At 71.8% G+C, this 18,106-nt stretch carries 19 protein-coding genes and 1 riboswitch; of the genes, 13 read left to right on the top strand and 6 right to left on the bottom strand.

Features of this window, described 5'->3' with window-relative positions:
- Nucleotides 1–135 precede the first annotated feature (135 nt).
- Together purN and purH are read left to right on the top strand one after the other, a co-directional pair.
- Nucleotides 136–768 carry a phosphoribosylglycinamide formyltransferase gene (gene purN, locus A3IG_RS0105035; RefSeq protein WP_018382453.1) on the top strand — a complete coding sequence of 211 codons (633 nt, stop codon included), beginning with the start codon at nucleotides 136–138 and terminating at the stop codon, nucleotides 766–768.
- Nucleotides 765–2,360 carry a bifunctional phosphoribosylaminoimidazolecarboxamide formyltransferase/IMP cyclohydrolase gene (gene purH / locus A3IG_RS0105030; protein WP_018382452.1) on the top strand — a complete coding sequence of 532 codons (1,596 nt, stop codon included), beginning with the start codon at nucleotides 765–767 and terminating at the stop codon, nucleotides 2,358–2,360. Before purN ends, purH begins: the two co-directional genes overlap by 4 nt.
- A gap of 89 nt (nucleotides 2,361–2,449) precedes the next feature.
- Here purH and A3IG_RS0105025 read toward each other — a convergent pair whose 3' ends face one another.
- Nucleotides 2,450–3,121 (bottom strand): RDD family protein, encoded by a 672-nt coding sequence (locus tag A3IG_RS0105025; protein ID WP_018382451.1) that lies wholly within the window; start codon nucleotides 3,119–3,121, stop codon nucleotides 2,450–2,452.
- 424 nt (nucleotides 3,122–3,545) lie between these two features.
- Here A3IG_RS0105025 and A3IG_RS0105020 point away from each other — a divergent pair, with 424 nt between their 5' ends.
- The 5 genes from A3IG_RS0105020 to A3IG_RS0105000 all read left to right on the top strand — a co-directional run bounded on the left by A3IG_RS0105020 (nucleotide 3,546) and on the right by A3IG_RS0105000 (nucleotide 8,243).
- A complete protein-coding gene (locus A3IG_RS0105020; RefSeq protein ID WP_026219905.1) occupies nucleotides 3,546–4,406 on the top strand; it encodes a bifunctional methylenetetrahydrofolate dehydrogenase/methenyltetrahydrofolate cyclohydrolase in 861 nt (286 codons plus the stop codon).
- 7 nt (nucleotides 4,407–4,413) lie between these two features.
- Nucleotides 4,414–4,818: a DUF3017 domain-containing protein gene (locus tag A3IG_RS0105015; protein WP_026219904.1), complete on the top strand. Its 405-nt coding sequence runs from the start codon at nucleotides 4,414–4,416 to the stop codon at nucleotides 4,816–4,818.
- Nucleotides 4,819–4,961: 143 nt separating this feature from the next.
- Nucleotides 4,962–6,179, top strand: coding sequence for an NADP-dependent isocitrate dehydrogenase (locus A3IG_RS0105010; RefSeq protein WP_018382448.1), 1,218 nt, complete (start codon nucleotides 4,962–4,964; stop codon nucleotides 6,177–6,179).
- A gap of 338 nt (nucleotides 6,180–6,517) precedes the next feature.
- Entirely contained in the window at nucleotides 6,518–7,027 is a 510-nt protein-coding gene (locus A3IG_RS28640) for a DUF2690 domain-containing protein (protein WP_018382447.1), read from the top strand.
- Nucleotides 7,028–7,253: 226 nt separating this feature from the next.
- On the top strand, nucleotides 7,254–8,243 hold the full coding sequence (locus A3IG_RS0105000; RefSeq protein WP_026219903.1) for a malate dehydrogenase: 990 nt from the start codon (nucleotides 7,254–7,256) through the stop codon (nucleotides 8,241–8,243).
- 73 nt (nucleotides 8,244–8,316) lie between these two features.
- Here A3IG_RS0105000 and rocD read toward each other — a convergent pair whose 3' ends face one another.
- A complete protein-coding gene (gene rocD, locus A3IG_RS0104995; protein WP_018382445.1) occupies nucleotides 8,317–9,597 on the bottom strand; it encodes an ornithine--oxo-acid transaminase in 1,281 nt (426 codons plus the stop codon).
- Between the two features lie 178 nt (nucleotides 9,598–9,775).
- A riboswitch (ZMP/ZTP riboswitch) is annotated at nucleotides 9,776–9,879 on the top strand.
- Nucleotides 9,880–9,935: 56 nt separating this feature from the next.
- Here rocD and A3IG_RS0104990 point away from each other — a divergent pair.
- The 3 genes from A3IG_RS0104990 to A3IG_RS0104980 all read left to right on the top strand — a co-directional run bounded on the left by A3IG_RS0104990 (nucleotide 9,936) and on the right by A3IG_RS0104980 (nucleotide 12,982).
- Complete coding sequence (locus A3IG_RS0104990) at nucleotides 9,936–11,210, top strand: serine hydroxymethyltransferase (RefSeq protein WP_236719267.1); 1,275 nt, start codon at nucleotides 9,936–9,938, stop codon at nucleotides 11,208–11,210.
- A gap of 158 nt (nucleotides 11,211–11,368) precedes the next feature.
- Nucleotides 11,369–12,385, top strand: coding sequence for a tryptophan--tRNA ligase (gene trpS, locus A3IG_RS0104985; RefSeq protein WP_018382443.1), 1,017 nt, complete (start codon nucleotides 11,369–11,371; stop codon nucleotides 12,383–12,385).
- 24 nt (nucleotides 12,386–12,409) lie between these two features.
- Nucleotides 12,410–12,982: a 2'-5' RNA ligase family protein gene (locus tag A3IG_RS0104980; protein WP_018382442.1), complete on the top strand. Its 573-nt coding sequence runs from the start codon at nucleotides 12,410–12,412 to the stop codon at nucleotides 12,980–12,982.
- Nucleotides 12,983–13,079: 97 nt separating this feature from the next.
- Here the strand turns inward: A3IG_RS0104980 and A3IG_RS28635 are convergent, their stop codons facing one another.
- Complete coding sequence (locus A3IG_RS28635) at nucleotides 13,080–14,390, bottom strand: D-alanyl-D-alanine carboxypeptidase family protein (protein WP_018382441.1); 1,311 nt, start codon at nucleotides 14,388–14,390, stop codon at nucleotides 13,080–13,082.
- Nucleotides 14,391–14,524: 134 nt separating this feature from the next.
- Entirely contained in the window at nucleotides 14,525–15,901 is a 1,377-nt protein-coding gene (locus A3IG_RS0104970) for a metallophosphoesterase (RefSeq protein ID WP_407701009.1), read from the bottom strand.
- A 181-nt stretch (nucleotides 15,902–16,082) separates the two neighbouring features.
- Between A3IG_RS0104970 and A3IG_RS0104965 the strand changes: the two genes are divergently transcribed.
- Genes A3IG_RS0104965 through A3IG_RS0104955 form a run of 3 tightly spaced genes read left to right on the top strand, consistent with a single transcriptional unit; the run spans nucleotide 16,083 to nucleotide 17,090 of the window.
- Entirely contained in the window at nucleotides 16,083–16,409 is a 327-nt protein-coding gene (locus A3IG_RS0104965) for a PadR family transcriptional regulator (RefSeq protein ID WP_018382439.1), read from the top strand.
- The gene (locus tag A3IG_RS0104960; protein WP_018382438.1) at nucleotides 16,406–16,762 is read left to right on the top strand and encodes a DUF1048 domain-containing protein; all 357 of its coding nucleotides are present in this window, start codon (nucleotides 16,406–16,408) and stop codon (nucleotides 16,760–16,762) included. Before A3IG_RS0104965 ends, A3IG_RS0104960 begins: the two co-directional genes overlap by 4 nt.
- A gap of 1 nt (nucleotide 16,763) precedes the next feature.
- Nucleotides 16,764–17,090 (top strand): DUF1048 domain-containing protein, encoded by a 327-nt coding sequence (locus tag A3IG_RS0104955; protein ID WP_018382437.1) that lies wholly within the window; start codon nucleotides 16,764–16,766, stop codon nucleotides 17,088–17,090.
- On the opposite strand, the gene A3IG_RS28630 is transcribed toward A3IG_RS0104955, so the two are convergent.
- Both A3IG_RS28630 and A3IG_RS32320 read right to left on the bottom strand, forming a co-directional pair.
- The gene (locus tag A3IG_RS28630; protein ID WP_236719268.1) at nucleotides 17,059–17,793 is read right to left on the bottom strand and encodes a flavin reductase family protein; all 735 of its coding nucleotides are present in this window, start codon (nucleotides 17,791–17,793) and stop codon (nucleotides 17,059–17,061) included. The genes A3IG_RS0104955 and A3IG_RS28630 overlap by 32 nt on opposite strands.
- Nucleotides 17,794–17,925: 132 nt before the next feature.
- Entirely contained in the window at nucleotides 17,926–18,084 is a 159-nt protein-coding gene (locus A3IG_RS32320) for an Arc family DNA-binding protein (RefSeq protein WP_078500072.1), read from the bottom strand.
- Nucleotides 18,085–18,106 lie beyond the last annotated feature (22 nt).

The raw sequence follows: 18,106 nt of genomic DNA, 5'->3' as shown, positions 1-18,106 counted from the left end.
GCGAGCCGGTCACCACCGGAGGGGGGCGGCACGGTGTGCCAGTATCGTTGCTGACGGCCGCGCGGCGCCTGAGGTTCCCCGATCCCGTCCGCCCCGGCCCAGGCCGTCAGCAGTCCGTGAGAGAAGAGCCCAGCCGTGGGTGCGTCCAGCCCGTCCATCTCGCCCCCCGCCCGTCTCGTCGTCCTGGTGTCCGGCTCGGGCACCAACCTGCAGGCCCTGCTCGACGCGACCGCCGACCCCGAGTACGGGGCGGTGGTCGTCGCCGTCGGCGCGGACCGGGACGGCACCGTCGGGCTCGACCGGGCCGCGAAGGCCGGCCTGCCGACGTTCGTCCGCCGGGTCGGTGACTTCGCCGACCGGGCCGACTGGGACCTGGCCCTGGCCGAAGCGATCAGTGAACACCGCCCCGACCTGGTGGTCTGTGCCGGGTTCATGAAGATCCTGGGGACCGGGACGCTGGCCAGGTTCGGCGGCCGGCTGATCAACACCCACCCGGCCCTGCTGCCCAGTTTCCCCGGCGCGCACGGCGTGCGCGACGCGCTCGCCTACGGCGCGAAGGTCACCGGATGTACCGTCCACCTCGTGGACCACGGGGTGGACACCGGTCCGATCATCGCCCAGCGGGCGGTGGAGATCCACCAGGACGACACCGAGGAAACGCTCCACGAGCGTATCAAGACCGTCGAGCGCACCGCGCTCGTCGAGGTCGTGGGCCGCATGGCCCGCGAAGGCTACCGCATCGAAGGAAGAAAGGTCCTGGTCCCGTGAGTACCGGAACGACGAAGCGGCCGATCCGCCGTGCGCTGGTCAGCGTCTATGACAAGACCGGCCTGGAGGAACTGGCCCAGGGCCTGCACGAGGCCGGGGTGGAGTTGGTCTCCACCGGCTCCACCGCCGCACGGATCGCCGCGGCCGGGGTCCCGGTGACCCCGGTGGAGGAGCTGACCGGGTTCCCCGAGTGCCTGGACGGCCGGGTGAAGACCCTGCACCCCCGGGTGCACGCGGGCATCCTCGCCGACCAGCGCCTGGAGTCCCACCGGGCGCAGCTCGCCGAGCTGGGCGTGGAACCGTTCGAACTGGTGGTGGTGAACCTCTACCCGTTCCGGGAGACGGTGGCGTCCGGCGCCGGCGCCGACGAGTGCGTGGAGCAGATCGACATCGGCGGCCCCTCGATGGTGCGGGCCGCGGCGAAGAACCACCCGTCGGTGGCGGTCGTGGTCAACCCGGCCCGCTACCCGGACGTCCTGGCCGCCGTCGGCATGGGGGGCTTCGACCTGGACGCGCGGCGGAGGTTGGCCGCCGAGGCGTTCCAGCACACCGCCGCCTACGACGTGGCCGTGGCCTCGTGGTTCTCCGACGGCTACCGCACGCAGCGCCCCGAGCGGGAGGACGGCGGGCAGCACAGCGAGCTGCCCGGGTTCCTCGGCGCCACCTGGCAGCGCAGGAGCGTGCTGCGGTACGGGGAGAACCCGCACCAGGCGGCGGCGCTCTACGTGGACACGTCGGTGGCCAGCGGCCCCGGCCTGGCCGGCGCCGAGCAGTTGCACGGCAAGGAGATGTCGTTCAACAACTACGTGGACACCGAGGCGGCGCAGCGCGCGGCCTACGACCACGACGAGCCGTGCGTGGCCATCGTCAAGCACACCAACCCGTGCGGCATCGCGATCGGCGCCGACGTCGCGGAGGCCCACCGCAAGGCGCACGCCTGCGACTCGGTCTCGGCGTACGGCGGCGTCATCGCGGTGAACCGTCCGGTCTCGGTGGCCATGGCCGAGCAGGTCGCTGAGATCTTCACCGAGGTCATCGTCGCCCCGGGCTACGAGGAGGGCGCGCTGGAGGTGCTGTCCCGCCGCAAGAACCTGCGGGTGCTGCGGTGCCCGGAGGGCCCGGGCAGGGCGGCGGACGTGCAGCAGATCTCCGGCGGGGCGCTGTTGCAGCAGGTGGACGCGTTCCAGGCGGAGGGGGACGACCCGCGGAACTGGACGTTGGTCTCCGGTGAGCCGCTGGACGGGACCGGGCTGCGGGAACTGGCGTTCGCCTGGCGGGCCTGCCGGGCGGTGAAGTCCAACGCCATCCTGCTGGCCCGCGGCGGTGCCACCGTCGGTGTGGGGATGGGGCAGGTCAACCGGGTGGACTCGGCGCGGCTCGCGGTGCAGCGCGCGGAGCAGCGGGCGAACGGTTCGTTCGCCGCGTCGGACGCGTTCTTCCCGTTCGCCGACGGTCTCCAGGTGCTGATCGACGCCGGGGTGGCGGCGGTGGTGCAGCCGGGCGGCTCGGTGCGGGACGAGGAGGTCGTGGCCGCGGCGCAGGCAGCGGGCGTGACCATGTACCTCACCGGGAGCCGGCACTTCTACCACTGACCCACCCGTTCGGGGCATCCACCCGGAGTCGTACGAAGGGGGCCGCGGGCGCGACGCGCCCGCGGCCCCCTTCCCGGTGCCGTCTCCGGCTACTGGGTCTTGACCACCACGGTGCCGATGATCTTGTCGGCGAAGGTCTGCTTCTTGGCGTCCCACAGCGGCCACAGGTACCCCAGGTAGCAGGGGAGGCCGTCGATGAAGTGGCACAGGTACCGGACGAAGGTCATGCCGAAGCCGAGGTACTGGCCGTCGGACTCCCGGAGCATCTGGATGTTGACGGTCTTCATGCCGATGGACTGGCCGGTGGTGCCCTTCTGGTGCAGCAGCCACAGCATGATGCAGAAGGCGATGGCGTAGCCGAGCACCGACACCCCGACTCCGGCGCCACCGCCGATGGCGATGCCGACGCCGACGCAGATGCCCGCCGGGATACCGACGACCAGGGCGTCCACGAGGGAGGCGGCCACCCGTGATCCCCACCCGGCGTAGAACTGCTGCACCTGCCCGGCGTGCGGGTAGCCGCCCTGCGGGTAGCCGTAGGCGGCGTTCGGGTCGGGACCACCCTGGGGGTAGTTGTAGCCCGGCTGCGGCTGCTGCTGCGGGTAGCCGTAGGCGGCGTTCGGGTCGGCGCCGCCCTGCTGGGGGTAGCCGTAGCCCGGCTGCTGCTGCGGGTAGCCGTAGCCGGGCTGCTGCGGGGGCTGGCCGTAGCCGGGCTGGGCCGGCTGCCCGTACGGGTCCTGGGGGCCAGGCGGGTAGCTCACGTGAGTTCCTCCGTGTGTTGCGGTGGGGACGGTGAGGTGGCGGACCGGGTCCGCTGGATGTCGTCGGGCGTGCGTCCGCGCCGGGGCCGGGCGCGTGGTGGCCCTGGTCGCCGCGCCGGCGGCCTGGTGCCCGGAAGACTCCGGGGCGGGCGCGGCAAGCCGCGCTCACTACTCACGGTTTCCCCCCGAGTGAATCCTTGGTGCGCCGAGCGGATGGTCCGCTTATCGACGGCTTGCCCGGCCCATGGTGGTGGCGCGCCGACGCGACTGTCCAGCGGAGTTCGAGGGCTGTGCCGAATCTGCAACACCATCCGAACAGATATGTTCCAGTTGTCGAATATCGTCCGGGTATAAGAGGAGGAATCGGCGTCCGGCTCACGAGATGATTGGGACGTTCCCGGCCCGGTCCGAGAGGATGGACCCCATGACCGCCCAGATTCTCGATGGCAAGGCCACCGCCGCAGCGATCAAGTCCGAACTCTCCGTCCGTGTCCACGCGCTCAAGGCCAGGGGCATCACCCCGGGCCTCGGCACCCTGCTGGTCGGGGACGACCCGGCGAGCCACTCCTACGTCGCCGGCAAGCACCGTGACTGTGCCCAGGTCGGGATCGCCAGCATCCAGCGCCAGCTCCCCGCCACGGCCTCGCAGGCGGACGTCGAGGCGGTCGTGCGCGAGCTCAACGAGGACCCGGCGTGCACCGGGTACATCGTCCAGCTCCCCCTCCCCAAGGGCCTGGACACCAACCGGGTGCTGGAGGCGATCGACCCGGCCAAGGACGCGGACGGGCTCCACCCGACCAACCTCGGGCGACTGGTGCTCAACCAGGAGGCCCCCCTGCCCTGCACCCCGCACGGCATCGTGGAACTGCTGCGCCGCCACGGGGTGGAGACCGACGGCGCGCACGTGTGCGTGGTCGGCCGCGGCATCACCGTCGGCCGCTCCATCGGGCTGCTGCTCACCCGGCGCAGCGAGAACGCCACGGTCACGCTCTGCCACACCGGCACCCGCGACCTGGCCGCCCAGCTCCGCCAGGCGGACATCGTGGTGGCGGCGGCCGGCTCCCCGCACCTGGTCACCGCCGACCACGTCAAGCCGGGCGCGGCGGTCCTCGACGTGGGGGTCAGCCGCGACCGGGACGGCAAACTGGTGGGCGACGTGGACCCGGCGGTGCGTGCCGTGGCCGGCTGGGTCGCCCCCAACCCGGGCGGGGTGGGGCCGATGACCCGGGCGCTGCTGCTGACGAACGTGGTCGAGGCGGCGGAGCGGGCCGCGAAGGAAAGCTGAGAGCCGGATGGCAGGCGTGCAGAGCATGGGCGGGTCCCGCAGGCCCCCGCGGAAGACGGAGACCACCGCACGGCCCGAGGGGGGGCACCGGGCGGCGGGCGGTGACGCCCCGGCCCCGGTGCGCCAGTGGCCGATCCTGCTGGTCCTCGCCGGGGTGGCGCTCGGGCTGTTGGTCAGTCAGGTGAACTTCCGCACCGGCGTGGTGGTGGTCGGCGGCTCCGTGCTGTTCGGGGGGGTGCTGCGGGCGGTGGTGCGCAACGTCGGGATGCTGGCCGTGCGCAGCCGGTTCACCGACGTCGTCACCTACGGGGTGCTGGGAGCGGGCATCGTGCTGTTGGCGCTGACGGCGATGCCGGACCCGGTGCTGGACATCCCCTGGATGCAGGACGTGATGCGGTTCGCCGTGCGGTGAGCGACCGGCGGGCCCCGGGGACGCCGGGGGCGGCTCGACCCCCGCCCTCGCGCCCCGCCGCGCAGGGAATCGGTAGCTTGAGGACGAACACTCCCAGGGGAGGGCTTAGCCGACAAACAGCGCGAGAGGGACGGATCGCTCCAATGGCCAAGATCAAGGTCGCCAACCCGGTCGTGGAACTCGACGGCGACGAGATGACCCGCATCATCTGGCACGCCATCAAGAACACACTGATCCTGCCGCACCTCGACATCGACCTGCGGTACTTCGACCTGGGGATCGAGCACCGGGACGCCACCAGTGACCGGGTGACCCGGGAGGCCGCGCACGCCATCTGGACCTACGGCATCGGGGTGAAGTGCGCGACCATCACCCCGGACGAGGGCCGGGTTGAGGAGTTCGGCCTGCGGAGGATGTACCCGTCGCCGAACGCCACCATCCGGAACTTCCTCGGTGGGGTCCTCTTCCGCGAGCCGATCATCATGCGCAACGTGCCCCGGCCGGTGCCCCACTGGCACAAGCCGATCCTGATCGGCCGCCACGCCTTCGCCGACCAGTACCGGGCCACCGACCTCAAGGTTCCCGGGCCGGGCACCCTCACCCTGACCTTCACCCCGGAGGGCGGCTCGGACCAGACCGAGCTGGAGGTCTTCACGTTCCCCGGGCCCGGAGTGGCGCTGGCCATGTACAACCTGGACGACTCGATCCGCGACTTCGCCCGTGCCTGCCTGCGCTACGGGCTGGACCGGGGCCTGCCCGTCTACCTGTCCACCAAGAACACGGTCCTGAAGGCGTACGACGGCCGGTTCAAGGACATCTTCCAGGAGGTCTTCGACGCCGAGTTCAAGGCGGACTACGACCGGGCCGGACTCGGCTACCAGCACCGCCTGATCGACGACATGGTCGCCCACGCGCTGCGGGAGGAGGGCGGCTTCCTCTGGGCCTGCAAGAACTACGACGGTGACGTGCAGTCCGACTTCGTGGCCCAGGGCTTCGGCTCCCTCGGCCTGATGACCTCGGTGCTGATGTCCCCCGACGGCCGGACCCTGGAGGCCGAGGCGGCCCACGGCACCGTCACCCGGCACTACCGCCAGCACCAGCAGGGCAAGGCGACCTCGACCAACCCGATCGCCTCCGTGTACGCCTGGACCCGCGCCCTCGCCCACCGCGGCGTCCTCGACGGCACCCCGCGGGTGACCGAGTTCGCGCACACCCTGGAGCAGGTCTGCGTGGAGACCGTCGAGGGCGGACAGATGACCAAGGACCTCGCGCTGTTGATCTCCCCGGACCAGCCGTGGCTGACCACCGAGGAGTTCCTGGGCGCGCTCGACGACAACCTGCGGGCGAAGCTGGCCGCGTAGCCACCCGTCGCGACCTCCGGGCCGCCCCCGTTCCCCTCCCCACCCACCGACCCCGGTGTGGCGGGATTCGTTCGCTCTCGTTGGCGGCAGTACCTCTCGGGCCGTTCGCGGGGTTACCTGGTGGACAAGAGGTCACACAAGCCCTGGGCGCACGGCGCGGTGCGACCCCGTCCGGTGTCCGCGTCAACGGCCCCGACCAGGGACAGGGATGCGATATGGCTCGAGGGACACCACGGCCCTGGCGTCGGCCCCGGCAGGACCGGCGCCCGCCGGGACGACCCCACCGACACCGGTGGCCACGGGACCCCCGGCGCCGTGCCGCCCTGCTGCTCACGGCCGTGTCCCTGGTGGGCGCGGCAGGGGTCAGCGCGATGCTCGCCCTGGTGGACGACGGGACCGGGGAGTCAACGGCGGGGGGCTCGACCGCGGGCGGCAAGGAGGCCATCAGCGCCGGCAGGTCCGTCCACCCGGTTCCCGTGCGCTGCCGCAACACCGGCTGCACCGGCCAGGACCCCAAGGCCATGGGGTGCGACCAGGACACCTGGACGGCCGCCGCGACCTGGCTCTACGGCACCTACGTCGAACTGCGGTACAGCACCGACTGCCAGGCCGCGTGGGGGCGGATCTCCTCCGCGAGCGTGGGCGACGGCGTCCGGGTGCACGGACCCGGCGGCGCCACGGAGGAGAACGAGATCAGCTACGAGAGCGACGTGTACACCCCCATGGTCGGCGCGGCCAGCCCGTCACTCGCCCGCGCCTGCGGGGAACTGCGCACCAGCAAGCGCGGCTGCACCACGCCGGGCGGGTCCACCCCGGTGAGCGTCCCCCAACCCGCCCCCAGTGGCTGACCGGGGCCGTTCGACGCCCACAGGGGACGGTCAGCGACGGTGCCTCACCCGCCCCCCGGCCGACGGCAGGGGCCCTCCGTGCGGTCCCCCGTGGGGTGGTGGGTGGGGCGACGGGTGGGCCGGCGGGCCAGATAGCCTGACGGATGTCTCTCGACACCAAGAGATTTCCGCTGCCGGGGCGAGGGATGCCTCCGGGGCATGGCATGGGAACCGACAGGAGAAGGCAATGACTCGCACTCCCGTGAACGTCACCGTCACCGGTGCGGCAGGGCAGATCGGCTACGCGCTGCTGTTCCGGATCGCCTCCGGCCAGCTTCTTGGGCCGGACACTCCGATCAGGCTCCGTCTGCTGGAGATCCCCCAGGCGGTCAAGGCCGCCGAGGGCACCGCCATGGAACTGGACGACTGCGCCTTCCCGCTGCTCAGCGGCATCGACATCAGTGACGACGCCTCGGTGGCGTTCGACGGCTGCAACGTGGCGCTGCTGGTCGGGGCGCGCCCGCGCACCAAGGGCATGGAGCGCGGGGACCTGCTGGAGGCCAACGGAGGCATCTTCGGCCCGCAGGGCAAGGCGATCAACGACCACGCCGCCGACGACGTGCGGGTCCTGGTGGTCGGGAACCCGGCGAACACCAACGCGCTGATCGCCCAGCGGCACGCCCCCGACGTCCCGGCCGAGCGCTTCACCGCGATGACCCGCCTGGACCACAACCGGGCGCTGTCGCAGCTCGCGAAGAAGACCGGCGTGGCGGTCTCCGAGATCCGCCGGCTCACCATCTGGGGGAACCACTCGGCCACCCAGTACCCGGACGTCTTCCACGCCGAGGTGGCCGGCAAGAACGCCGCGGAGGCCGTCAACGACGAGCAGTGGCTGGCCGACACGTTCATCCCGACCGTCGCCAAGCGGGGCGCGGCCATCATCGAGGCGCGCGGCGCCTCCTCCGCCGCGTCCGCGGCGAACGCGGCGGTGGACCACGTCCACACCTGGGTGCACGGCACCGCCGAGGGTGACTGGACCTCGGCGGGCGTGGTCTCCGACGGGTCCTACGGGGTGCCCGAGGGCCTGATCTCGTCCTTCCCGGTGACCGCGAAGGACGGGAGGTTCGAGATCGTGCAGGGGCTCGAGATCAACGAGTTCTCCCGCGGCCGCATCGACGCCTCGGTGCAGGAGCTGGTGGACGAGCGCACGGCCGTCACCGAACTCGGCCTGATCTGACCCTCACCGGTCCACCCGTCTGGACCGGACCCCGCGGTCCGGTCCAGACGGGGACTCCCGGGTCGGCGGTCGGCTAACCGCCCAGGACGCCCCGCAGCCTGTCCAGCGCCCAGTCCAGGTCCTCCCGGCTGATCACCAGCGGCGGGGCGATCCGGATGGTCTGCCCGTGGGTGTCCTTGACCAGCACCCCCTGGTCCATCAGCGCCTGGGAGACCTCCCGCGCGGTGCCGTGCTCGGGGGCGATGTCCACACCCGCCCACAGCCCGCGACCCCGGACCTCGGTGACCACCTCGGCGCCGACGAGCGCGCGCAGCTCGCGGTGCAGGTGCTCGCCGAGCTCCGCCGCCCGGCGCTGGTACTCCCCAGTGCGTAGCATCGCGATGACCTCCAGGCCCACGGCGCAGGCCAACGGGTTGCCGCCGAAGGTGGAGCCGTGCTCGCCCGGCCGGAAGACGCCGAGCACCTCCCGGGACGACACCACCGCGGAGACCGGGACCACGCCACCGCCCAGCGCCTTGCCCAGCACGTACATGTCCGGGACCACGTCCTCGTGCTCGCAGGCGAAGGTGCGCCCGGTGCGGCCGAGGCCGGACTGGATCTCGTCGGCGATGAACAGCGCCCCGCGCTCACGGGTGATCCGCCGCACCGCGGCGAGGTAGCCGGGCGGGGGCACCAGCACCCCGGCCTCACCCTGGATCGGCTCGAGCAGCACCGCGACCGTGTCGTCGTCCACCGCCGCTTCCAGGGCGTCCACGTCGCCGTAGGGAACGATCTCGAAGCCGGGGGTGTAGGGACCGTAGTCGGCCCTGGCCTCCTCGTCGGTGGAGAAGCTGATCACCGTGGTGGTCCGGCCGTGGAAGTTGCCGCTCGCGGCGACGATCTTCGCCCGGCCCTCGCCCACCCCCTTGACCCGGTACCCCCACTTCCGGGCGGTCTTCACGGCCGTCTCCACGGCCTCCGCGCCGGTGTTCATCGGGAGCACCATCTCCATGCCGCACAACGCCGCCAGCTCCGAGCAGAACGGCGCGAAGCGGTCGTGGTGGAACGCCCTCGAGGTGAGGGTCAACCGGTCGAGCTGTGCCCGGGCGGCGTGCAGCAGCCGGGGGTTGCCGTGGCCGAAGTTCAGGGCCGAGTAGCCGGCGAGCATGTCCAGGTAGCGCCGGCCGGCCACATCGGTCATCCAGGCGCCCTCCGCGCTGGACACCACGACCGGCAGCGGGTGGTAGTTGTGCGCGCTGTACTGCTCCGCGGTGCTGATCAGCTCGGCGGCAGTCGCGCTCGCAGGGGTGCCGGCGGAGGGCGATCCGGCGGACGGCTGGCTGGGTGGCAGGGAGCTGGTGGGTGCGGTCGTCATCGTGGCACTCCTTGAAATCTGCGCGTGGATCGCCGGGGACAGGTCATTTCTATCCGCCCCCGCCAGTTTTGCGCATCGTTCTTCTTGTCCGCTGGAGCGTTGCGGTAGGGCCGCTAGGAGAGGTGCCGGCCGCGGGTGCGGCCCGGCGCCGCGAACCGCGGGTCGAGAACCGTTAGGGTGGAGGCGTCGCGACTGGCGAACGTGGAAGCGACCACGGGGAAGCGGCATGGCGGAGCACGACTCCGTGACCTCTCCGCGGTGCCGTCCGCCTGGGCCCCGGGTACGTGAAACGCGCGCGCCGCGGGGCGCGCCGACCGACCCGGGAGGACGTCAGACCCGTGTACCCCCATGTGACCACCCAGTCCTCGATCACCAGGACCGATCCCGAGCTCGCCGCCCTGCTCCGGGCCGAGGAACGGCTCCAGGCGGACACCCTGCGGCTGATCCCCAGCGAGAACTACGCCTCGGCCGCGGTGCTCGAGGCCGGTGCCAGCGTCCTGCAGAACAAGTACAGCGAGGGCTACCCCGGCCGTCGCTACTACGAGGGCCAGCAGAACGTGGACCCGGTGGAGAACCTGGCCATCAACCGGGCCAAGTCCCTGTTCGGGGCCGAGCACGCCAACGTCCAGCCGTACTCCGGCTCACCCGCGAACCTGGCCGTGTACCTTGCGTTCGCCCGGCCCGGCGACACCGTCCTCGGGATGTCGCTGCCGATGGGCGGACACCTCACCCACGGCTGGGGCGTCTCCGCGACCGGCCGCTGGTTCCACGGCGTCCAGTACGGGGTCAACGCCAAGACCGGCGTGGTGGACCTGGACGAGGTCCGCGACCTGGCCGTCAGGGAACGCCCCAGGCTGATCTTCTGCGGTGGGACGGCGGTGCCGCGCACCATCGACTTCGCCGCCTTCGCCGAGATCGCCGAGGAGGTGGACGCGGTCCTGGTGGCCGACATCGCCCACATCGCGGGTCTGGTGGCCGGCGGCGCGCACCCCTCGCCGCTGCCGTACGCCGACGTGGTCACCACCACCACCCACAAGACCCTGCGGGGCCCGCGCGGGGCGATGATCCTGACCCGTGAGGAGCACGCCCGGGAGGTGGACCGGGCGGTCTTCCCCGGCCTGCAGGGCGGGCCGCACAACCAGACGACGGCCGGCATCGCGGTGGCCCTGCACGAGGCGGCGCAGCCGGCCTTCCGGCAGTACGCCCACCAGGTGGTGGCCAACGCCGCGGCCCTGGCCAGGGAGCTGCTCGACCGGGGCTACGACCTGGTCTCCGGAGGCACCGACAACCACCTGGTGCTGATCGACCTGACCAACAAGGACGTCCCGGGCAAGGTGGCGGCCAAGGCGCTGGACCAGGCGGGCGTGGTCCTCAACCACAACACGGTGCCGTTCGACCCCCGCAAGCCGTTCGACCCGTCCGGGATCAGGCTCGGCACCCCGGCGCTGACGTCCCGCGGCCTGACCGTGGACCACATGCCCGCGGTGGCGGACTGGATCGACCGGGGGGTGACCGCGGCCCACAAGGGCGACGAGGACGCGCTGCGCCGCATCCGCGCCGAGGTCCGCGAGCTGATGGCGGCCTTCCCGGCCCCCGGCCTGCCCACCGCCTGAGACGCGGGGTCGGCGGACGGGGGCGGGCCCGTCCCCGTCCCCCGTCCGCGTCCGCCGGCCCGGTGCGGTCTACGGGCCGCGGGCCGCGGGCCGCGGGCCGGGCGGCATCCCGGGGAATCCGGATGAACGGGGGGTCCGGGGCCTGAGACAATGGACGCATGGCCAACCTCGACCGCCCTCGCGTCCTGTCCGGGATCCAGCCCACCGCCGGCTCGTTCCACCTCGGCAACTACCTGGGTGCCGTGCGACAGTGGGTGGCCCTCCAGGACACTCACGACGCGTTCTACTCGGTGGTTGACCTGCACGCGATCACCGTGGCGCAGGACCCCGAGGAGCTGCGGGCCAACTGCCGCCTGGCCGCCGCCCAGCTCCTCGGCGCGGGGCTCGACCCGGACCGGTGCACCCTGTTCGTGCAGAGCCACGTCCCCGAGCACGCCCAGCTCGGCTGGGTCATGGGCTGCATCACCGGGTTCGGCGAGGCCGCCCGGATGACCCAGTTCAAGGACAAGTCCGCGCGGCACGGTACCGAGGGGACCACCGTCGGCCTGTTCACCTACCCGGTCCTCCAGGCCGCGGACATCCTGCTCTACCAGGCGGACGCCGTGCCCGTCGGCGAGGACCAGCGCCAGCACCTGGAGCTGACCAGGGACCTGGCCAACCGCTTCAACTCCAGGTACGCGCCGACGTTCACCCTGCCCGACGCGTACATCGTCAAGGAGACCGCCAAGATCTACGACCTCCAGGACCCGACGATCAAGATGAGCAAGTCGGCGTCGTCGCCGAAGGGCATCGTCAGCCTGATGGACGAGCCCCGGGTCTCGGCGAAGAAGATCAAGAGCGCCGTGACGGACACCGGGACGGAGATCCGTTACGACCCCGAGGCCAAGCCGGGGGTGAGCAACCTGCTCAGCATCTACTCGGCGATCACCGGCACCGCCATTGGGGAACTCGAGCTTTCTTACGAGGGCAAGGGCTACGGTGCGCTGAAAACGGACCTCGCCGAGGTGCTGGTGGACTGGGTGACCCCGTTCCGGCAGCGGACACAGGAGTACCTGGGTGATCCTGAGACGCTGGACGCCGTGCTGGCCAAGGGAGCGGAGAAGGCCAGGGCGGTCGCCGCCGAGACGCTGGCGACGGTGTACGAGAACATCGGCTTCCTGTCCGCGAAGCACTGAGCACGCCCGGGAGGAGGGACACGCGTGGGGACCTGCACCATCGGGGTGTCGATCGCGGTCCCGGAGCCCTACGGCAGCCTGCTCCAGCGGCGCCGGGCGGGGTTCGGCGATCCGCAGGCCTGGCGCATCCCCACGCACGTCACCCTGCTGCCGCCGACCGAGGTCGGCACCGAGGCGCTGTCGGGGATCGAGGCGCACCTCGCCGGTGTGGCGGCGATCGGCAGGGTGTTCGAGATATGGCTGGACGGCACCGACACCTTCCGGCCGCTGTCCCCGGTGGTCTTCGTCCGGCTGGTGCGGGGGGCGGAGGAGTGCCGCAGGCTCCAGGAACGGGTGCGGTCCGGGCCGCTGCGGCGTGACCTGGCCTTCCCGTACCACCCGCACGTCACCATCGCCCATGGGGTCCCGGACGACGCCCTGGACCAGGCGCACGCGGAACTCGCCCGGTTCCGCGCCGCCTGGGCCACCCCCGGCTTCGCCCTGTACCAGCAGGGTGCGGACGGGGTCTGGCGGCAGATCCGGGAGTACCGCTTCCCGGCCCCGGCCCTGCCCCACCAGCCCGAGGCCGGACAGTTGCCGACCAGCGCCCGCGGGTGAGAGCCGGGCACACCGCCCGCTGCCCGCCGCCGGTCCAGGAGGCCAGGAGGCCGGGAGGCCGGACGAACCGGCCGTCCCCCGCCGCGGCCCGGCGCCCTCAGCGGCGGGGCAGGCGCGGCTTCCTCCGGAACCACTGACGGCGGCCGGCGGAACCGGCGCCTGACTGGTGCCGCGCCCAGCCGCCGGGTCCGAGCACCCCGGGCAGTGGCCGGCGCCGGATCAGGAAGACCACCCCGCCCAGGAGCACCGCGGCGACCGCGGCCAGAACCAGACCGGTCGTCGGGACCCCGGCGGGGTCGTCGTCCCCCGAGGCCAGGTCGGACTGGGAACCGCCGGCCCTGTTGCCGGGCGGCTCCTGGTCGTCCGGCCCGGTGGGCTCAGCGGAGGCGACGGCCTCCGACTTCGGGGGCACCAGCGTGCCCACCGGTTGCACGGTGTCGCCCGCCGCGAAACCCCAGTCCAGCAGCTTGGCCGACTCCTCGTAGACGGTGTTGCCGCCGGAGTCCGGGTGCATCAGGGTGACCAGCAGGGTCCGGCCGTTGCGCTCGGCCGCCACGGTCAGGGTGTTGCCGGCGTGGGAGGTGTAGCCGTTCTTTACCCCGGTCAGCCCCGGGTAGCGGGTCAGTCCGTAGGTGCCGGTGAGGAGCCGGTTGGTGTTCTGGATCTCGAACGTCTCCCGCCTGCCGTTCTTCCCCGTCAGTCCGGGGAACCGCGCCCGCTGGGTGGAGCTGTAGCCGCGGAAGTCCGGGTTCCGCAGCCCGTGGCGGGCGAACAGGGTCAGGTCGTAGGCCGAGGACACCTGGCCGGGGGCGTCGAAGCCGTCCGGGGTGACCACGCGGGTGTCGTTGGCCTGGAGTTCCTCGGCCTGCTCCTGCATCTGGCGGACGGTGGTGTCCACCCCCCCGTTCATCGCGCACAGCACGTGCACCGCGTCGTTGCCCGAGCGGAGGAAGACCCCGAGCCACAGGTCGTGCACGGTGTAGGTCTGGTTCTCCTTGACCCCCACCAGGCTGCTGCCGGGCTGGACCCCGCTGAGCTCGGCGAGCGAGACCCGGTGCTTGGTGCCCTTGTCGAACCGGGGGAGCAGGGTGTCGGCGAAGAGCATCTTCAGGGTGCTGGCCGGGGCGAGCCTCCAGTGCGCGTTGTGCGCAGCGAGCACCTCGCCGCTGTCGGCGTCCGCCACGATCCAGGAACGGGCGGTCAGCTTCGCCGGCAGCGCCGGGGTCCCGGTCGCCGGCCGCACCTGCGTGCCGGGCTTCCCCAGCAGCGGCCCGCCCACGGCGGACATGCGTGAGGGCGGGGCGGGGTCGGCGGTGGCGTCGGACGGGTCGGCGGTGGCCGGTGCCGCCGAGGCGAACAGGACGAGCGCGGTCAGCGCGGCGGAGGTGACATGGCGAAAGGTGCGCACGCGGAGACCGTACCTGGAGTAAACCGATAAGCCAGTCTTATTATCACATGCATTTGAGTGAATATCAGACATTCTCAAGGGTGCTCCAACTCCATCGGTGTCGAGCATGACCAGAAAACCCGTTCGCCCGGCCGTCAGGCGTCCGGGGAGGCCAGGGTGACCACGGTGATGTCCGGCGGCGCGCCCACGCGAACGGGCGGACCCCAGAACCCCGCCCCCCGGGTGACGTAGAGCTGGGTGTTCCCGTGGCGCTCCAACCCGGCGAGGGTCGGGTTGGCGAGGTCGGCGACCAGGTTGACCGGCCACATCTGCCCGCCGTGGGTGTGTCCGGACAACTGGAGGTCCACGCCGTGCCTGACCGCCTCGTGCACCTGGACCGGCTGGTGGGCCAGGAGCACCGAGGCCCGCGACGGGTCGCGGTCGCCCAGGGCGCGGTCGAAGTCCGGGCCCTGCCCCTCGTCCTCACCCGCGACGTCGTTGACCCCGGCCAGGTCGAACCCGGCGATCTCCACCCGCTCGTTCTCGAGGGGGTGGACCCCGAGGGTACGGACCTGCGCCACCCACTCCTCGGCCCCCGAGAAGTACTCGTGGTTCCCGGTGACGAAGAAGCTGCCGTGCCGGGACCGCAGCCCGGCGAGCGGCTCGGCGGCCGAACCGAGCTGCTCCACGCTGCCGTCCACCAGGTCGCCGACGATGGCGACCAGGTCGGGCTCGGTGCGGTTGATGGTGTCCACGATGCGCTGGGTGTGCGCCCGGCCGGATATGGGGCCCAGGTGGATGTCGCTGACCACGGCGATCCGGAAACCGTGTGCCCTGGGGTCGAGCTTGCCCAGGGGGACGGTGACCCGCTTCAGCCGCGGGGGCCCCAGGGCGGTGTGCATTCCGTAGCCGACGGTGCCCACGGCCGTGGCACCGGCCACCAGGGCGACACCACGGGCCACGAACAGCCGACGGCTGGTCTCCCGCGGGCCCGGGCCGTCGGGTGGGGCGGCGGCCCCGGGGGAGGTGGTGTCCGCCGGGGCCACCGCGGAGCTCGGACCCGTGGCGGCGGGGTCGGCGGCCGGCCCTTCCCCGTTCACGGGGGCGGTCGTCTCCGTCGGGCCGGCGGCCCCCGGGGTGCCGGCCCCGGCCAGGGTCACCGCGGGTGACGGCGACCCCACCGTGAGCCGCGCGTCGTGCGCCGCCGGCCGGCCCGCCGGCTCGCCGCGGCGCCGTAGCACCCGCAGCCACACCGGGCGGATCAGTTCGCCGACCAGCAGCCCGAGCAGCAGGTAAAGCACCACGGCCAGCCACAGGTAGCCGGGCCAGGCGAAGACCCGGGCCACGGCGATGGGCAGCGTCCGCCCGGCCACCAGGGCGGCGACGGCGATCACGGCGAGCACGGGCACCGCCACGGTGCCCACCAACCGCCCCCGGCTGCCCGGCGCGGTGGTGTCCCGCACCAGCCTCCGCCACAGGTAGTAGTGCACGCCCGCGACCAGGAGCAGCGCGGCGACCAACAGAACAGCGATGGCAAGCACGTTCGGACTGTATCCCGCCCCGCGACGTTCCCGTTCCGGGTGCCCCGCCCGGGGCCGGGCCGCCGGGGGCGGTAGGTCCGCGGCTCGCCGATCGCCGACCTCCCACTAGTCGGTGGTACCGTATAGCAGTACTCTGTATCACGTAGTACTGAGAGGGCTGAGAGGGCTGGCCTTGGACGACCTGACGGAGATGCTGAAGGGCACGCTGGAAGGGTGCGTGCTCGAGATCATCGGCAGCGAGGAGACCTACGGGTACGCCATCACCCGTCGCCTGAACGAGCTCGGCTTCACCGACGTCATCGAGGGGACGGTGTACACCATCCTGCTGCGGCTGGAGAGGAACGGGCTCGTCCAGGTGACGAAGCGACCCTCCGGGGTCGGTCCGCCCCGCAAGTTCTACGCGCTCAACGACGCCGGCCGCGGAGAACTCGCGAAGTTCTGGGCGAAATGGCAGTACGTCTCAACACGCATCGACAGGCTCAAGGAGGGCGGGAAATGAACTTCTGGGAGACCATCACAGGCAGCGATCTCACCAGGGAGTGGAAGGCGTTCGAAGCCCGGGCCGAGGCCCTGCCGGACGACCACCGGGCGGCCTGGGAACAGATCAAGGGCCACCTCTTCCCCCGTGCGGACTTCACCGGCCGCAACCTGATGCCGATCCTCGACGCCGCCCTGGGGCTGCTCGAGGAAACGGCGGCGGACGGGCAGAGCGTCCATGAGGTGCTCGGCGACGACATCCGGGGCTTCTGCGCGGCGCTGGCCGGTGGAGCAGGGGCTCGCACCCATCGTGACCGGTGGCGCGAGCAGTTGAACAGGAACGTCGCCAGGAAACTGAGTCGGCTGGAGGGCTGACGTGAGCATCCACGACATCATCGAGGGCAAGAAGCAGTGGCGGGCGCACACGGCCCGCGTCAAGTCGCTCCCGCAGGACTACCAGATCGTCTACAAGGAGATTCAGAGGTACCTGTTCAAGGTCGGACCGACCGACCTCGCTGACGGGCCCCTGCTCCCCGGGGTCGTCGACTTCTTCGAGGAGGGCGCCGCCGCGGGAAAGGGGGTCCTGGAACTCGTCGGCAACGACGTCGCCGCTTTCTGCGACGACCTGGTCAAGGACTCACGCACCTATGCGGACGTCTATCAGGAGTCCATCAGTGAGGAACCCGGCACGGCCGGGAAGTAGCACCCGTCGCCTCATTCCCGTGGGTGCGGCCCGTGTCGGCGGGGGCGGACCCCTCGACGTTGCGGGGGGTCTGGGTGCGGTAGGAGCGGCCGAGTTCCGGGCCGAGTCCGAAGTAGTGGCGGAAGTTGTAGATGAGAGGGCTCCAGGCGGCGGGGTCGATGTGGTCGGTGCCCGGGACGACGATGCGGGAGTCGGCGTGCACCTTGCGCACGACGGCCTCGACGATGACGAACTCCCCGGAGACGTCCGGCCGCACCCGCTCGGCGAGGGCCTCCAGTTGGATCGGACAACCGGCGACGCGGGGCGGTCGGACCAGACGGGAGGGCTCGCCGGTCAGACCCGCCGCGGCGAACTTGTCCGGCTCGAAGCGGCAGCCCTCGGGCTTGCCGGAGGGCACCGGATTGCGGCCGGTCAGTGGCGCCAGCCGCTCCACGGCCGGCCACTGGGCGGGGGCCGGCAGGTTGATGACCAGGTCGGGGCGGCTGCCGAGGTTGTACGCGGTCTGTCCCTCACGGCCCAGTCCGATCACGACCGTCTGCCCCAGGGCCCATGCGGACGAGATCGGGGCGAGGTTGAACGAGCCGTCCTGATTCTCTGTGGACAGGAGTACCACTGGCGTCCCGAAGTACAGGATGCTCGGCTCGATCTCCAGGTGGTCGGCGACTCTCTGTGCGGGCGGTTTGCTAGGGGATGCCGTGTTCATACCGAGCAGCGTAGGGTCGGGTCGCTTCGGCGGGGACCGAAGTGTCACCAGATCGCTGCGAGGATGCCCCGGCCTTCAGGCCGGGGAGGAATCGGACTCCTGCGGAGCAGGGCAAGGAAAGAGTAGTCGCCGTCAGGGCGATTGGTCGTCTTCAACCGCGGGACCGAGTGCGACCTCAAGCAGGTGGACAATCTCAGAGTTGAGTGACCGCCGGTCGGTACGGGCCGCTTCAACCAGGCGTGTGTGCAGGTGGGTTGGTAGGCGGAGAGAGATCCGCTTCTCGTCTTCCATGCTAGAAACGTGCCATGACGAC

The sequence above is a fragment of the Wenjunlia vitaminophila DSM 41686 genome (genome assembly GCF_000380165.1).
GTDB lineage: Bacteria > Actinomycetota > Actinomycetes > Streptomycetales > Streptomycetaceae > Wenjunlia > Wenjunlia vitaminophila.
Note: the sequence above shows the minus strand (reverse complement) of the source record. Positions and strands in the feature narration are given on the sequence as shown.